The organism is Hungatella sp. L36 (assembly GCF_014288035.1).
The window spans coordinates 478,004-494,377 of sequence record NZ_JACOPC010000001.1; the positions used below are offsets into that span (position 1 = coordinate 478,004).

The window sequence follows — 16,374 nt, forward strand, 5'->3', positions numbered from 1 at the left end:
AGGACACACAGCAGAGAGATATGATATCATCTGCTGCTTCCTGCTTCGATGCCGTTTTTTTGTATAAAAATAATTGCCGGCGGACAGCGGAGAAATGAATAAACATGACATACAGATGACGTGATTAGTGTGGTATTGTAGTTACAGTTCGATTATATTCGATTTTGAAATGGAAATGGAAATGGAAATGGAAATTAGGAGGAAACTGTATGCATGAAAAACAGGTAAAGTCGATTCTGTCTGCACAGAACGGCATGAATCTTTACAGAGGCTGCACGCACGGATGCATTTACTGCGACGCCAGAAGCACCTGTTATCAGATGGATCATGCGTTTGAAGATATTGAAGTAAAGTCCAACGCTGCAGAACTGTTGGAGAAGGCGCTTAAGAGCAAACGAAAGAAATGTATGATCGGAACAGGCGCCATGAGCGACCCCTATTTACATCTGGAAAAGCGGCTCTGTCTTACCAGGCGGAGTCTGGAACTGATCGATTACTATGGATTTGGCCTGTCCATCCAGACGAAATCGGATTTAATCCTGCGCGACCTGGATTTATTAAAAAGCATCAACCGGAAGACGAAGTGTGTGGTTTCCATGACGCTTACGACGTATGATGAGGCACTTTGCCGGATCATCGAGCCGAATGTCTGCACAACCGGACGCAGAGCGGAGGTGCTGCGGATTCTTAAGGAGGAGGGGATTCCAACCATCGTCTGGCTGTCTCCGATTCTTCCATTTATAAACGATACAGAGGAGAACATACGCGGCATTCTGTCATACTGCCGTGACGCGTCGGTATACGGGCTGATGCTCTTTGGCATCGGCGTGACGCTGCGGGATGGGGACAGGCAGTATTTCTATGCGCAGCTGGATCAGCATTTTCCGGGGATGAAGGAGCGCTATATCCGTACCTATGGAAACAGCTACGAGATCCCGTCGCCGGATACCAGGCGTCTGCTCGCCCTGGTAAAAGAAGAATGCCGTAATACGGGAATGGTCTGCAGCAGCAATCGGCTGTTTGAGTATATGCATACCTTTGAGGATAAACAGGCGGGGGTTCAGATGTCATTGTTTGAGTGAGAGTAGAGGGCAAGGGCATGGGCATGGGGCTTTATCGGGGTGTTTGTTAATAAGGATAAGGAGGTTCGATTTCATAGTGTACATCAAAAGCAGATAATTTCTCCAGCACTCCCTGTATCATACCGGCTTCCCCGCTTGTAAGCAAACACCGTTTGTGATTCAATTTTTCTCTTGCCTTAAGATAGTTGATATTCAGGACTTTGGCGCAGGCTTTTATCTCCTTGCGATTATTGCTGTCTTCGTCCAAAATCAGATATATATGGTATATCGTTTTGTCAAAAGACATTGGGCAGAAAGAAGTAGTCACTTCCGTAATATCTTCAAAACAAGAATCGAATGCTTGATCGCACAGCGTAACCCATTCCTCCTCCTCATCCATGACTTGCTGTGCATCAATGATATATTTGAATGCATAAATCTTTCCAACTGTAAAATGTCCGCTGGAAGGGAGCTGGCAGCAGGTACAGATCTGACTGCATGCTCTCTGAAATTGGGAGACTTGCTCTGTTCTGCCTTTTTGTTCATGCAGACCCTCTGTTTCATGCTTCATCGTATACCTCCATGCATAATGATCCATTTATTAGCCGCTGCTTTTTCCTGTTCTTCCATAAGTATTCAATAATATTTTCAAAGAAGAACAGTAAGAAAAAGATTACTTCAGGTATTCAGGTTATCTCATAAGGATTGTTGGATATAATTCCATAAATGACACAAAGCAGAGTAAAGCAAGCCGACATTACAAGTATTATTCTTTTTCTTTGACTTTCTTAATGACAGTTCCTATTATCACTCCAATAATCATTCCAAATAATAAGCCATAACACATTGTTATGCCTGCTCTTCCCTGTGCCAGGCCAACCGCACCACCGATGGCAAGCCCGATTGTCATACCGGAACACATACACGTAATAACCGGAATATTGTTTTTGTCCATTGTCCTTCCCTTCTGAATCCGTTTTGCTAAGACTTTATTTGTCTGATATAAAAGCATGATGTTATGGACAGTGTATAATATTACACGAAGCTTGTCAATCTGGAGCGGCCTTGATACAGCACGCATTTCAGGTTTGGCGGACATGCATGCCGGAACAGATACAGATCGAAACCTTTCATGAGGACTTTCGCGAATTTCGTGTTTATGATAGAATATAAAAATACATAGAAAAATGCAAGACAGCCAATCAGAAAAGGATGTGAGGCAAATGAACGCGGCTTACAACGAAGCCTACCTTCACTATCGGGAATCTTTCTCTTCCATATTCAATGAGGAACACAGAGAAGAGCAGAAGGGAATACCGGAAACAGCGGCTTTAGACGATGGCTTCTCTTTGTGCTCCCGATATTATACAGGAACGTTAAAGGGGAATATCCACGCGGTGATCCATGATCTTGTGGGAGAGGACGGAACCGTACTGTTAAGCTGGAGGAACCTGGATGATGACGGGGATTTCTGCCGGCTGATTCACCACCGGAATGGGAAGCGGTATCTGGTATTCCGGGAGGATTTATACGGATGCAGTATTTTCTGTGTGGAGACGGGAGAGGTGTTCCGTTATGTACCGGCATGTGTTTATCCGGATAAACAGGAAGACTTTCAGGAGAGTTTTATCTGGACAGATGCAGTATATGACAGTAAATCCGACCTTTTGGCAGTGACAGGCTGTTTCTGGGCCTGCCCATTTGATGTCATGATTCTCGACTTTGAGAATCCTTTTACAGAGCCGGAGGGAATAAATGGTCACGAACTAATGGATCGGGATTATGATATTTACGACGATATCGAGTTTTCCGATTTTCAGAATGGGAATATAATTTTAAAAGCATATAACACCAGAGATGAGAAACAGGAGATTTTGACTTATGATACCGAATATATAAAGGGACTGCTGAAGGAACGGTTTAAGGCCGTCAGAATGGAGGACACGCGATGATTGAACTGCCGGAGGCCATAAACCTGGCAAAACAGATGAGAGAGACAGTGAGAGGAAAGACGGTATCCGCGGTATATCCCCCTTCCTCACCCCACAAATTCTGCTGGTTTAACCATGAGCCGGAGGAGTATCAGGCGCTTCTGGCCGGTCATACGGTAACTGGCGCGGCTGGTTTTGGTATCTTTTCGGAACTGGAATTCGACGGCGGCGTCAGGCTGTGTTTCAATGACGGAGTAAATCCCCGTTTTATCCGGAAGGAAGAGGTCCGTCCGAAGAAATACCAGCTTCTCCTGGAATTTACGGATGGGTCCGCGATTGCATTTACAGTGGCCATGTATGGCAGTATTTCCTGCCATTCGGGAGATTATGACAATGAGTACTACAGAAAGAGTATCGAGAGCATTTCGCCGCTGACAGAGGAATTTGATGAAGGGTACTTTAAAGAACTGCTGGCTTCTGTGAAACCGGCCATGAGCGTCAAGGCATTTCTGGCTACGGAGCAGCGGATGCCGGGGCTTGGCAACGGCTGCCTTCAGGATATCCTGTTTCAGGCGGGAATTCATCCGAAACGCAAGGTTTCCAGCCTTTCAGACTGTGAAAAGAACGTTCTGTGGGCACAGGTAAAGACGGTGCTTCAAACCATGACGGAACAGGGCGGGCGCGATACCGAAAAAGATCTCTTCGGGAATCCAGGGGGCTATCAGACGTTGATGTCAAAGAATACATGGGCTTCCGGCTGTCCCGCATGCGGCGGAGAGATCGTCAAAGAAACTTATCTGGGCGGGGCGGTCTATTACTGTCCGTTGTGCCAAAAAATGGAGGAAGAGAAGAGATGAAGACAATCGGCCTGATCGGCGGAATGAGTTGGGAAAGCACCGTTACTTATTATCAGGTTATCAATGAGGCGGTGAAAGAGAGGCTGGGAGGTCTCCACTCCGCCAGATGCGTTCTTTACAGCGTGGATTTTCAGGAGATCGAAGAGTGCCAGGCCGCGGGAGAATGGGAGAGAAGCGGAGAAATACTGGGAGAGGCGGCCAAAAGCCTGCAGAAGGCGGGGGCTGATTTTATCGTAATCTGCACGAATACCATGCACAAGGTAGCGCCTCAGATTCAGAGTAAGATCGATATTCCCATTTTGCATATTGCGGAGGCGGCCGCTCTGAGGCTTAAGGCAGAGAACATGGACCGTGTGGGCCTTTTGGGAACGAAATATACCATGACTCAGGATTTCTATAAGGGAAAACTGGCAGAGTACGGCGTGGAGGTGCTCATTCCGGAGGCGGCAGAGATCGAAACCGTGAACCGGGTGATCTACGAGGAGCTGTGCCGGGGTATCGTGTCTGAGACATCAAAAGAGGCATATTTAACGATCATCGCCCATTTAAAAGAGAGGGGCGCCCAGGGAGTGATCCTTGGCTGTACAGAGATCGGCCTTCTGGTAAAGGACGGGGACACGGAGGTGCCGCTGTTTGATACGGCCCTGATTCATGCGGAGAAGGCGGCGGAGTTCTCGGTGTTGGGTAATGCAGACGAAGATGAAAGATATTGGACGAAAGAAACTAGATGCTAGATGAAAGATGAAAGATGAAAGATGAAAAGGAGGTGTTCCGAGTGGCTGTCAGAACATTTGGCTGGGTACAGGAGGCTTATAAGCTGGAAAATTTAAAAAATGTGGTATCGGTCTTTGTGCCGGGGTCTCCCGTCAACAGACGGTTAATAGAGGACAAACTGGTCCGGCTCATTTCAGATGAAGATGGCAAAGCGGAATTTATAGAGGAGCTGGAGGCTGATCCGGTCATCGTGCCGTACGCCCATCTGAAAGGGAAAGGGACACCGAAGGGATATACGAGAAGTAATGCACCGTGTTCTGGCATCATCCAGGCGGTGCTGCCCGGGCAGAGAAAAGAGTACCAGAGTGACTGGCCGGCGGATTCATTTCTGCGCTGGGCGGTCAGCATCGGTTTTTTGAATTATGACAGAAATGGCGATACCTGCTCACTGTCCGCTCTGGGACGTTCCTATGCGGAGGCGGAAGCAGGGAGCAAAGAAGAGGAGGAGGCGCTTACAACGGCATTTCTCTCCTATCCTCCTGTCTGCCGGGTGCTTTCGCTGCTGGCAGCGGGCGACCATCTGACAAAGTTTGAAATAGGAGCCAAACTGGGCTTTATCGGTGAGGCCGGTTTTACCTCGATTCCGCAGCATATGATCCTGCAGGGACTCTCCGAAACGGCGGAGGAGGACAGGGCAAAGCTTCTTCAGGATACAGAAGGAACCAGTGATAAATACGTCCGAACCATCTGCAGCTGGCTGAAACAGATGGGCTGGGTGGAACAGGCGGCGAAGACGGCGGCAGAGGATGCTGGAACCAGGCGGTATGAGGGAACCATACCCCAGTCCTACCGGCTTACGTTAAAGGGGAGAACCGTGTTCAAGCATACCACCGGTGTCTCGAAGTTTGCCCGGATACCGAAGCGGGTGATGTGGGATATGCTGGCAACGAAGGCAGCAGACCGGGATTACTTAAGGAACCGGAGGACCCGCATTATCCAGTACCTTCTGAAGGATTATCGTTCGCCGGAGCAGGTGAAGGCCTATCTGGAGACGGCGGGACTGGAAGAGACGGTGGAGACCATTAAGGATGATATCCGTGGTTTTGAGAACATCGGCTTAAATGTGAAGCGTACCGGAAAGACGTATAAGATCATGGACGATATCGTAGGCCTGGAGATTCCGGCGGACGATGCGGGCCGGATCTCCGTAAAATCCGATATGGCTGTCGTAAAGGACAGCGTCAGAGAGCGGCTGGCCCATGTAAGCCACGAGTATCTGCTTTTAATCGATCTGGGCTTCGATGGTACATCAGACCGCGACTATGAGATTCAGACGGCGGAGCTTCTCACCAGGGAACTGGATTTCCTGGGAGGAAGACTGGGAGATACCAGGAAGCCGGATGTCTGCATTTACTATGGAAAAGACGGCATGATTATCGACAATAAGGCGTATGGAAAAGGATACTCCCTTCCGATCAAGCAGGCGGACGAGATGTACCGCTATTTGGAGGAAAATAAGGAGCGGAACGAGAAGATCAATCCGAACCGCTGGTGGAAGGTATTTGATGAAGGCGTGACTGATTACCGGTTTGCTTTTGTGTCGGGTTCCTTTACCGGAGGCTTTAAAGATCGTCTGGAAAATATCCACATGCGCTCCGGACTCTGCGGCGGCGCGATAGACTCCGTGACACTTCTGCTGCTGGCAGAAGAATTAAAGGCGGGCCGTATGGAGTATTCCGAATTTTTCCGCCTGTTCGACTGCAACGACGAGGTCACTTTTCGGTAAAAGGTAATATAATGGATAGTGGAAGCAGAAAGAGGGAATGTTCATGGAGTTGGGAGAATACCTTCCATTTTGGAAAAAATTGACGGAAGCAGAGCGGAGGACACTGGCCGGAAGCGTGCAGAGACGCCGGTTTGAAAAAGGGCAGGTGCTTCACCACGGAGCGGATGAGTGTACCGGGCTGATTCTTACGCTGGACGGACAGCTGCGGGTCTATACCATATCGGAGGAGGGCAGGGAGCTGACACTGTACCGGCTGCTGGAACGGGATTTATGTATATTTTCAGCGCCCTGCATGGTGAAGAGCATCCTGTTCGATGTAATCGTGGAAGCAGAGCAGGACACGGAGATTCTTCATATCCCAGTCGATGTCTACAGAGATCTGATGGACAACAGCGCGGCGGTTGCCAATTTTACCAATGAGCTGATGGCGGCGCGTTTTTCCGATGTGATGTGGCTGATGGACCAGGTGCTGAACAAGAAGATCGACAGCCGTCTTGCGGCGTTTTTGCTGGAGGAGAGCGGGCTCGATGAGACCCGGAAGCTTTCTATCACCCACGACCAGATCGCCCGCCACATGGGGACGGCCAGGGAGGTTATCACCCGGATGCTGAAGGCATTTCAGGCAGATGGCCTGGTTAAGCTGACCCGCGGAGGAATCGAGCTTCTGAATGAGAAGAGGCTCACGGAGCTGGCGGCGGATAGTCTGCGGTAGCTGGCCGGAAATATATCGGTATGCACCCGGAACAAATTACGTGTGTAACAAAGTCACTGTAAAGCAGATCGTTTTCGTGTATTCTTATATCATCAATCAATGAATAAAAGGAGTACAAATAAAATGTCTGTATTTTCAATCACAAATAATAATTATCATGAGGAAGTCGTAACTTCAGGAAAGCCGGTGCTTCTCGATTTCTGGGCGCCATGGTGCGGGCCGTGTAAAAAGCTTTCCCCTGTTGTAGATAAAATTGCAGAGGAAAACCCCCATATCAAGGTGGGAAAGGTCAATGTGGAAGAGCAGAAGGAGCTGGCTGAGAAGTTTCATATTATGAGCATTCCGGCGCTGATTCTGATGAAGGAAGGAAAGGCGGTTGCCACCTCCGTGGGTGTGAAGCCCCAGGCCGCAATCGAGCAGATGTTCAACTCATGATGGAAGAGGTACCATGGATTTTTATGAGCGTGTCAGATTCGTCATGAATCATATTCCATATGGAAAAGCGGCCACCTATGGCCAGATCGCCCTGTTATGCGGGAAGCCAAGGAATTCGAGGCAGGTGGGGTATGCACTGAACCGCCGCCTGGGAGGAAAGGATCTGCCGGCACACCGCGTGGTGAACGCCTCCGGATATCTAAGCGGAGCGGCTTCCTTTCGAACTCCGGATACGCAGAAGAAGCTTCTGGAAGCGGAGGGCGTAATCGTTGACGACGAGAACCGGGTGGATTTGAAGCAGTTTGGGTGGCATCATACGCTGGAGGACGCACTGGAATTCCGGGAATGGTTTGAGCAGAACGGAATATGACGGTGCGGGCGGGGAGAGTTTATTTATACATGTTTACTGAGAAATATCAGAAACGGACTCGGAAAGGCAATTACGCTTTTCCGGGTCCTTATTTTTGTTGCTGGCAGGGATAAATATTGTCCTTGTTTCTGATTATATATAAATAAAAAAATACATTGGAATCAAAATATGCCTTTGAAATTATAAGGAATGAATACAGCTATTTAACCATTCATATATTGCTTATACACGCATACCGAAAATTAGACAAATATAAACAAAAACAAGAATAATCACGGATCAAACCCGCAATCATATTACAAAATGGGTAAAAATACATAAAATAAATATTAAAATAAATAAATATCTAACATAATACACAAAGACACATCGCAATTTATGTTGCATGAAAAGCAACATATGTAGAGAAAATCCCCTTTTACATATGGTAAAATGAATCCATCAAAAACGTTGCAGGCTTAGAGCGAATGAGCCTGCGAACCATGATCAAAGGAGGATTTACAATGAAAAAAATGATCGCTGGGTTATTGTGCGGCTGTATGATCGCGGCTTCCTTAACGGGCTGTGGAAAAGCGCCTGCTTCCGATGGTGGTGCGACAGAAAAGGCTGCCAGTGCGGAGACAGAAAAAGCAGCAGATAAAACTGCGGATAAAACCGAAGCTTCTTCCGATTCCGGTTCCAAGGTAATTAATGTCTGGTCGTTTACCGACGAAGTGCCAAAGATGATTGAAAAGTACAAAGAACTGCATCCGGATTTTGATTATGAGATTAAAACAACAATTATTGCGACTACCGATGGCGCGTACCAGCCGGCGCTGGATCAGGCACTGGCAGCAGGCGGCAGTGATGCGCCGGATATCTACTGTGCGGAAGCCGCATTTGTCCTGAAATATACGCAGGGTGACGCCAGCCGCTATGCCGCGCCATATGAAGATCTTGGAATTGACGCGGATGGTAAGATCAAATCCTCTGAGATCGCACAGTATGCAGTCGATATCGGAACGAATCCTGACGGTAAAGTGGTGGCGCTGGGCTACCAGGCAACCGGCGGAGCGTTTATCTATCGCCGTTCCATCGCCAAGGACACCTGGGGAACCGATGATCCGAAGGAGATTGGTGCAAAGCTTGGCGCAGGCACCAACGACTGGACGCAATTCTTTAACGCGGCAGAAGAGTTAAAGGGCAAGGGCTACGGCATTGTATCCGGCGACGGAGATATCTGGCACGCAGTGGAAAACAGCTCGGACAAAGGCTGGATTGTGGACGGAAAATTAAACATCGATCCAAAGAGAGAGGCGTTCCTGGATTTATCCAAAAAGTTAAAGGACAACGGCTATCACAATGACACGCAGGACTGGCAGGATGCATGGTTTGCCGATATGAAGGGAGAAGGCGCAAAACCGATTCTCGGCTTCTTCGGACCGGCGTGGCTGATCAACTACACCATGGCGCCAAACTGCGGCGGAACTGCAGTTGGCGAAGGAACATTTGGTGACTGGGCTGTCTGTGATTCCCCGATCGGCTTCTTTTGGGGCGGCACCTGGGTACTGGCTAATAAAGACACCAAAGTAAAAGACGCAGTTGCGGATATCGTCGAATGGATCACTCTGGACGATGCAGAAGACAGTCTTCAGTATATGTGGGCAAATGGAACCATGAATGACGCAGGTACGAAGGATGCGGTTGCTTCCGGTACCGTTATGAGCAAATCGGACGGTTCCGTAGATTTCTTAGGCGGTCAGAATATGTTTGAGGTCTTTGTTCCGGCCAACAAGTACGCCAATGGTACAAACTTAACCCAGTACGATGAGACCATCAACAACTACTGGCGCGGCCAGGTGCGTGAATACACTGCCGGTAATAAGAGCAGAGAGCAGGCGATCACGGACTTTAAACAGCAGGTAGCCGATAACCTGGATATCATCGTGGAGTAAGTACCAGAGACAGAACATCAGCAAGGGGAGGACGGCAGTTTCTGTCCTCCCCCATTTTACAGGGAGGTTATAACTATGAAACGCAAACGATTGAGATATGCGAAATGGGGTTACATATTCTGTGCTCCGTTTGTACTTGGATTTCTGATCTTTTCCCTGTATCCCATTATCTTTACCGGGGTGATCGGGTTTACGGATTTTAAGGGAATGGGCGCCGTGGATTTTAATTTCCTGGAGGACCCGTTTCAGAACTTTAAAACAGTGCTTTCCAATCCGTCATTTAAGAAGGCGTTCAGCAACACCATCCATATATGGCTGTTCAACTTTGTTCCCCAGATTGGTCTGGCGCTCCTGCTGACTGCGTGGTTTACCGATAAGCGGTATCACATCAGGGGGGAAGGGCTGTTTAAGGTGCTGTTCTACATGCCGAATATCATCACGGCTGCAACCATCGCCATTCTGTTTAACGCCCTGCTGGGATATCCGATGGGACCGGTCAACGATATCTTTATGCGCCTGGGAATTTCAAAGGAGCCCATCAACTTTCTGGTTGACAAGTCGGTGGCCCGCGGAACAGTGGAATTTATCCAGTTCTGGATGTGGTATGGCTACACAATGATTATTCTGATCTCCGGCGTCATGGGAATCAATCCGGAGCTTTTTGAATCCGCAGAGGTGGACGGAGCAAACCGGATTCAGACATTTTTCTATATTACCATTCCGAATTTAAAGACCATTCTGCTGTTCACACTGGTTACCAGCTTAATCGGCGGTCTGCAGATGTTCGATATTCCGAAGCTGTTTTTAATGGGCGGGCCGGACAATGCCACGCTTACCACCAGCGTCTTCATCTATAATCAGGCGTTCAGCGGCAGCTACATGTACAACCGCGCCGCCGCGGCCAGCATGATTATGTTTGTAATCATCTGCGCAGCTTCGGCTGTCCTGTTTTTCCTGATGCGGGATAAGGACGAGGTGCTTCTGAATAAACAGATGCGCAGACAGGAACGGGAATACAGAAAAGCGTTAAAAGAAGGGAGGAAAAGCTGATGAAATATAAGAAACGTACTTCGACCGCATTAAAAATCGTCATTTACGTTGTCTGCATCTGCCTTGCCATACTGAGCATCCTTCCTTTCTGGATCATGATCGTCAACGCCACGCGTTCAACGACACAGATTCAGCAGCATGCCATCTCGATGATCCCCTCCGGCTATATGATGCGCAACCTGTCCATTCTGCTGGGCAAGAGCTTTAACCCGATGGTGGGATTTATGAACTCGCTGATCATCTCGGCATTTTCCACGGGCTGCGCGGTGTATTTTTCCACCATGACTGCCTACGGGCTGGTGGTGTATGACTGGCGGCTGCGCAGACCATTTTTCAGCTTTATCATGGCGGTTATGATGATTCCGGCCCAGGTGACGATGATTGGTTTTTACCAGATGGTATACCGGATCCACATGACAAATCAGCTGTCGATGCTGATTCTGCCCGCGATCGCTTCCCCGGCCATGGTGTTCTTTATGAGGCAGTATATGCTGCCGTCTCTGTCCCTGGAAATCGTGCAGGCGGCCCGGATCGACGGGGCGGGAGAGTTCTATATCTTTAATAAGATCGCTATGCCGATCATGAAACCGGCGATTGCAACACAGGCCATATTCAGCTTTGTATCCAGCTGGAACAACCTGTTCACACCGCTGGTGCTCCTCACGAACAAAGACAAATACACAATGCCGATTATGGTAAGCCTTCTCCGGGGCGATATCTACAAGACGGAATACGGCTCTGTCTATCTGGGTTTGGCCCTGACGGTGCTTCCGCTGATCATCGTGTATTTACTGCTGTCAAAATACATCATTGCCGGCGTCGCCCTGGGCGGCGTAAAGGGATAAGTCAGTGACGAAATGGCCAGGGATAAAAGCGCTCTAGAAGACCGGAACATTCCCCGGCACGTCCTCGATGAATTTCGTGCGGTATTCGCTGGGGCTGTAATTCGTATACTTCTTAAAGCATCGTGTAAATGACGTCGAGTTGTTAAATCCCGTCTGAAATGCGATAGACGTGATCGAGGCGCCGGTCGTCAGAAGCGTCTGGGCTGCCTGGATCCGTTTGCGGCTTAAATAATCGTAAAAGGTTGAGTTCGTGTGCTGTTTGAACAGCCTGGTGAAGTGATATTTGGAAAATCCCGTGTAATCGGCCATATTCTCCAGCGTCAGCTGTTCGGCATAGTGATCGTTGATGTAGGCCAGCAGGCTGTTGAATTTCTGGTAATAATCGTAACTCTTCTCGGCGGTATTATCCGTGCCGGCAAAAAGGGTGTCGTAATGTTCCCGGCCGATCGTGGTCAGAATATCGATTAAATTGGCATAGATCGAGTATTCCCGGAAGGTGACGCCGGGAGAGAAATAGAGATTGCTGATCTCCATAAGCCTGGAATAGATATGTTCGTAGATTCCCGTGTTCGCCCGTTTCGTCAGAAGGCAGGGGTCCAGCAGCACCGGCTCCAGGGCGCTGTAATCGTGGAAACTGGTCAACGGGTCCATGTTGAACATAAAAAAGAAGCGCTCGCCCCAGTCCGGCTTTATGATCTCATGAAGAGTGAGCCCGGGAATAAAGAGGATATCGCCCGGCTCTAGATGGTATGTATTGTTGTTGACGATGATGGTGTATACGTTCTCGATCGGAACGAGAATCTCGATGGCGCTGTGCTGGTGCAGGGCATACCCTTCATTCTGGACATTGTGCCAGATGCGGATATTGGAATTTAAGTAGTAATCTACTTTTTCCACGTATCCTTCCAACTCCCTGCCGTGGTATTCATCCGGCAGTGTATAGTTTAAACGGCTCATACTGCATCCTCCTTTCACGGGAAACGGTGAAATCATGATGCAATTATACCGCAGCCATGCGGGCTTGAAAAGAAAAATCTAAGATAAGACTTTTGAATAAAGATAATTTGGAGGAACCTATGGACAGACAGAAAGCAAGGCAGAAAGCAGTGGAACTGGTGGAACAGATGACGGTGGAGGAGATGGCCTCCCAGATGCGCTACGACGCGCCCGCGATACCGAGGCTGCAGATATCGGCCTACAACTGGTGGAACGAGGGACTGCACGGCGTGGCCAGAGGCGGTACTGCTACCGTGTTTCCGCAGGCCATCGGGCTGGCGGCCATGTTTGACGAGGAGACGATGCGCAGTGTGGCGGATGCCGTATCGACAGAAGGCAGGGCAAAATACAATGAATTTCAGAAGGAAGGCGACACGGACATCTATAAGGGACTGACCTACTGGACTCCAAATGTGAATATCTTTCGGGATCCCAGATGGGGCAGAGGCCATGAGACCTACGGAGAGGACCCGTATCTGACTTCCCGCCTTGGCGTTGCTTTCGTAAAGGGCCTTCAGGGAGAGGGCGAACACTTAAAGACAGCCGCCTGTGCAAAGCATTTTGCCGTGCATTCCGGGCCGGAGGCGGTTCGCCATGAATTTAACGCCACCACAACGAAACGGGATTTATGGGAGACGTATCTGCCTGCATTTGAGGCCTGTGTGCAGGAAGGCGGCGTGGAATCCGTCATGGGGGCATACAACTGCTATGAGGGAGAGCCGTGCTGTGCCAGCACACTGCTGATTGAGGAGATTCTCCGTGGAAAATGGGGATTTGAGGGCCATTTCGTATCGGACTGCTGGGCCATCCGTGACTTCCATCAGAGCCACATGGTGACGGACAATGCAGAGGAATCGGCAGCTCTGGCCGTCTCAAAGGGCTGTGATTTAAACTGCGGAAATACGTATCTATACGTACTGAAGGCGTATGAGAAAGGGATGATTACGGAGGCGGAGATTAAACAGGCCGTTGTAAGGCTGTTTACGACCCGGTACCTGCTGGGCATGGGCGAGACGACAGAGTACGATGCAATTCCGTACGAGACGGTGGAATGTGAAGAGCACCGCAGACTGGCTGTGGAAGCGGCTGAAAAGAGCATGGTCTTACTGAAAAACGACGGAATACTGCCTTTGAATCCGGATACTGTAAAAAAGATCGCGGTGATCGGTCCCAACGCGGACAGCCGGATTGCGCTGATCGGAAATTACCACGGAACCTCGTCCCACTATACGACGATCCTGGAAGGGATTCAGAATGAAGCGGCGGAGGGAACCACGGTGCTGTACGCCCAGGGCTGCCATCTCTTTGAGGACCGGGTGGAACATTTAGGTCTTCCGGGAGACCGGCTGTCGGAGGCGAGAATTGCCGCGAGGCACAGCGATGTGGTGATTCTCTGCGTCGGGCTGGACGAAACGCTGGAGGGCGAGGAGGGCGATACCGGCAACAGCTATTCCTCCGGGGACAAAGAGGGACTGGAGCTTCCGGCCTCTCAGCGCAGGCTGATGGAAGAACTTCTGGCCCAGGACAAACCGGTGATCGTCTGCAATATGACGGGAAGCGCGATCGACCTATCGCTGGCCCAGGAAAAGGCCAAAGCGGTGATTCAGGCCTGGTATCCGGGAGCGGAAGGCGGCACAGCGTTTGCACGTCTGATCTTCGGTAAGAGTGCTCCGGGGGGGAAGCTTCCTGTGACTTTTTATAAGGACTTATCCGCTTTGCCGGCGTTTGAGGATTATTCCATGGAGGGCAGAACGTACCGTTACATCCGGGAAGAGCCGCTGTATCCATTTGGTTTTGGATTAACCTACGGGAAGACGGAGCTGTCTGACGGAGTGGTGGACGGAAGGAAAGCGTATGTCACAGCGCGAAACACCGGAGACCGGCGCGCGCGTGAGGTGATCGAGGTCTATGTCAATCCCGTGGATTCGCCGGACCGGGCAGAGCACTGGAGTCTGTGCGGCTTTCAGCGGGTAGATCTGGAACCGGGAGAAGAAAAGCGGGTAGAACTGGATCTGGGAGCCCATACGTATGAGTGCGTAAACGCCGAAGGCGAATATGTGGAAAATGCGTCAGTCTATGAATTCAGTATCGGAACGAGCCAGCCGGATGCCAGGAGCAGACAGTTAGGAGCGGCGGAGCCGGTTACTGTGATCTGCCGGAGAGGGGAGTGAGACGGGGGATTTGTGGGTAAAGATACGCGGACTTTTGCGCGGGGGATTGAGGAAAAGGGAGAGCGGGCGGCAGGGAGGGAAAGGTTCAGGGATTCCGAGGGGGTGGGACTAAGGGCGAACAGCCCCCTCTGCAGGGGTCCCGGGCAATTCGACCGAACGCCTGATGCGTTCGCTCTCAGTGCCCGCAAACCATTCCGCCGAACGTATGTGAGGGGGACTTACCGCTGCGTCCTGAAAACGCGATTTTGCCCCTGCTCCGGCGGCTGTTAGCCCTAAGTCCCACCGACCTCTGCATCATTCACCTTTCCCTCCCTGCCGCCCGCTCTCCCTTTTCCGGCCAGGCTGTGAAAAAGTCCGCTGTGTACTGGCTCCACAAGGGGGTGGATAGTTACCATTGGACATCCATTATGGAACTGGCTATAAAAAACAGGTGGTCTGCCCTTATACTCAACTTTTACGAGAAACCATTGATTCTTACTAACGGGCAGGATTGTCATTGTAATGCATGATTGGCTACACGCTTCCGTTTTTTCGATATCTCACGCAAAAGTCCGCGTATCCTCATACACAAAACCTGTGTGATTACTGCGTCTTATTCTGTTACAAGCTGATCCAGTGATTTAAATGTATATCCCATCTCTTCCCATTTTGTCAGAAGTTCATCGAGAATCTGGGCGTTGGTGCTGGAGGTGCTGTGGAGGAGGACGACGGCGCCGGGATGGATGCGTCCCAGAAGTTTTTTGAAGGCTTCCTCTTTGGACGGCTGTTTATCCTGGTACCAGTCTACATAGGCGAGGCTCCAGAAAAATGTGCTGTATCCCATGTCTTTTGCCATCTGCAAATTGGTTTCGCTGTATTTTCCCTGGGGCGGACGATAGTATTTTTTCATGGTCTGTCCGGTGGTCTCAGTAAACAGCTTCTCTAAATCTCCCAGCTCTTTCTCAAACGCTTCCTTAGATGATATTTTTGACATATCGGGGTGGTGGTACGTGTGATTGCCTACGGTATGGCCTTCCGCTACCATTCGCTTTACGAGATCCGGTGCGGTCTCTATGTAGTTTCCAACCACAAAAAAGGTGGCCGGTGCATTGTGCTTCTTTAACGCGTCCAGAATCGCAGGGGTGTTGCCGTTCTCGTAGCCTGCGTCAAACGTTAAATAGAGCACTTTTTCTGGTGTGTTTTCTGCATAGTATGCGTTGAATTTCTTTAGGTAATCGGCGGTAGCATTAGCCACCGGGGGCTGCCCCTCCTGCTGGAAGCTTAAGCCCCAGTTCCCGTCAGCCGCCGTTTCTACCGCCTGTTTTCCATCCGTCATCATGGCGCCGAATCGGCCGGCCATAAAGGCCAGGGCAAATAAAAGCAGCACCTTTACCAGACGGAAGAGTTGTTTTTTCTTATCCATAGCATCACCTGAGTCCGTTTGATTTAATATATTGGGGAATGGTCTGTCTCTATTCGCATTTTGTAACAATTCAAACGGTTCATCTTCTTGACCGAAAAAGCCGGTCAAGA

At 49.8% G+C, this 16,374-nt stretch carries 15 protein-coding genes and 1 pseudogene; 12 read left to right on the plus strand and 4 right to left on the minus strand.

Features of this window, described 5'->3' with window-relative positions:
* Positions 1-209: 209 nt before the first annotated feature.
* Positions 210-1,082: an SPL family radical SAM protein gene (locus tag H8S80_RS01975; RefSeq protein ID WP_029465958.1), complete on the plus strand. Its 873-nt coding sequence runs from the start codon at positions 210-212 to the stop codon at positions 1,080-1,082.
* Between the two features lie 46 nt (positions 1,083-1,128).
* Here the strand turns inward: H8S80_RS01975 and H8S80_RS01980 are convergent, their stop codons facing one another.
* Both H8S80_RS01980 and H8S80_RS01985 read right to left on the minus strand, forming a co-directional pair.
* Positions 1,129-1,632: a hypothetical protein gene (locus tag H8S80_RS01980; protein ID WP_243007790.1), complete on the minus strand. Its 504-nt coding sequence runs from the start codon at positions 1,630-1,632 to the stop codon at positions 1,129-1,131.
* 195 nt (positions 1,633-1,827) lie between these two features.
* A complete protein-coding gene (locus H8S80_RS01985; protein WP_002600560.1) occupies positions 1,828-2,016 on the minus strand; it encodes a hypothetical protein in 189 nt (62 codons plus the stop codon).
* Positions 2,017-2,284: 268 nt separating this feature from the next.
* Between H8S80_RS01985 and H8S80_RS01990 the strand changes: the two genes are divergently transcribed.
* The 10 genes and pseudogenes from H8S80_RS01990 (at position 2,285) to H8S80_RS02035 (ending at position 11,695) form a co-directional block, all read left to right on the plus strand.
* Positions 2,285-3,013: a hypothetical protein gene (locus H8S80_RS01990; RefSeq protein WP_117630101.1), complete on the plus strand. Its 729-nt coding sequence runs from the start codon at positions 2,285-2,287 to the stop codon at positions 3,011-3,013.
* On the plus strand, positions 3,010-3,849 hold the full coding sequence (locus tag H8S80_RS01995) for a DNA-formamidopyrimidine glycosylase family protein (RefSeq protein ID WP_117630102.1): 840 nt from the start codon (positions 3,010-3,012) through the stop codon (positions 3,847-3,849). The genes H8S80_RS01990 and H8S80_RS01995 overlap by 4 nt, the downstream gene beginning before the upstream one ends.
* Complete coding sequence (locus H8S80_RS02000) at positions 3,846-4,583, plus strand: aspartate/glutamate racemase family protein (RefSeq protein ID WP_117630103.1); 738 nt, start codon at positions 3,846-3,848, stop codon at positions 4,581-4,583. Before H8S80_RS01995 ends, H8S80_RS02000 begins: the two co-directional genes overlap by 4 nt.
* A gap of 41 nt (positions 4,584-4,624) precedes the next feature.
* Positions 4,625-6,349 (plus strand): restriction endonuclease FokI C-terminal domain-containing protein, encoded by a 1,725-nt coding sequence (locus H8S80_RS02005; RefSeq protein ID WP_002600556.1) that lies wholly within the window; start codon positions 4,625-4,627, stop codon positions 6,347-6,349.
* A gap of 43 nt (positions 6,350-6,392) precedes the next feature.
* Positions 6,393-7,061, plus strand: coding sequence for a Crp/Fnr family transcriptional regulator (locus H8S80_RS02010; protein ID WP_002600555.1), 669 nt, complete (start codon positions 6,393-6,395; stop codon positions 7,059-7,061).
* A 96-nt stretch (positions 7,062-7,157) separates the two neighbouring features.
* Positions 7,158-7,496: pseudogene (gene trxA, locus H8S80_RS02015) on the plus strand (thioredoxin); the annotation flags it as partial.
* Positions 7,497-7,509: 13 nt separating this feature from the next.
* Complete coding sequence (locus H8S80_RS02020; RefSeq protein ID WP_002600553.1) at positions 7,510-7,866, plus strand: MGMT family protein; 357 nt, start codon at positions 7,510-7,512, stop codon at positions 7,864-7,866.
* Between the two features lie 503 nt (positions 7,867-8,369).
* Positions 8,370-9,800, plus strand: a complete 1,431-nt coding sequence (locus H8S80_RS02025) for an ABC transporter substrate-binding protein (RefSeq protein ID WP_002600552.1) — start codon at positions 8,370-8,372, stop codon at positions 9,798-9,800.
* A 75-nt stretch (positions 9,801-9,875) separates the two neighbouring features.
* The gene (locus tag H8S80_RS02030; RefSeq protein ID WP_002600551.1) at positions 9,876-10,850 is read left to right on the plus strand and encodes a carbohydrate ABC transporter permease; all 975 of its coding nucleotides are present in this window, start codon (positions 9,876-9,878) and stop codon (positions 10,848-10,850) included.
* Positions 10,850-11,695 carry a carbohydrate ABC transporter permease gene (locus tag H8S80_RS02035; RefSeq protein WP_002600550.1) on the plus strand — a complete coding sequence of 282 codons (846 nt, stop codon included), beginning with the start codon at positions 10,850-10,852 and terminating at the stop codon, positions 11,693-11,695. The genes H8S80_RS02030 and H8S80_RS02035 overlap by 1 nt, the downstream gene beginning before the upstream one ends.
* A gap of 33 nt (positions 11,696-11,728) precedes the next feature.
* Here the strand turns inward: H8S80_RS02035 and H8S80_RS02040 are convergent, their stop codons facing one another.
* Positions 11,729-12,652, minus strand: coding sequence for an AraC family transcriptional regulator (locus tag H8S80_RS02040; RefSeq protein ID WP_002600549.1), 924 nt, complete (start codon positions 12,650-12,652; stop codon positions 11,729-11,731).
* A 119-nt stretch (positions 12,653-12,771) separates the two neighbouring features.
* Between H8S80_RS02040 and H8S80_RS02045 the strand changes: the two genes are divergently transcribed.
* Positions 12,772-14,862: a glycoside hydrolase family 3 protein gene (locus H8S80_RS02045; protein WP_117630104.1), complete on the plus strand. Its 2,091-nt coding sequence runs from the start codon at positions 12,772-12,774 to the stop codon at positions 14,860-14,862.
* A gap of 592 nt (positions 14,863-15,454) precedes the next feature.
* Here the strand turns inward: H8S80_RS02045 and pdaA are convergent.
* Positions 15,455-16,264: a delta-lactam-biosynthetic de-N-acetylase gene (gene pdaA, locus H8S80_RS02050; RefSeq protein ID WP_025530792.1), complete on the minus strand. Its 810-nt coding sequence runs from the start codon at positions 16,262-16,264 to the stop codon at positions 15,455-15,457.
* Positions 16,265-16,374 lie beyond the last annotated feature (110 nt).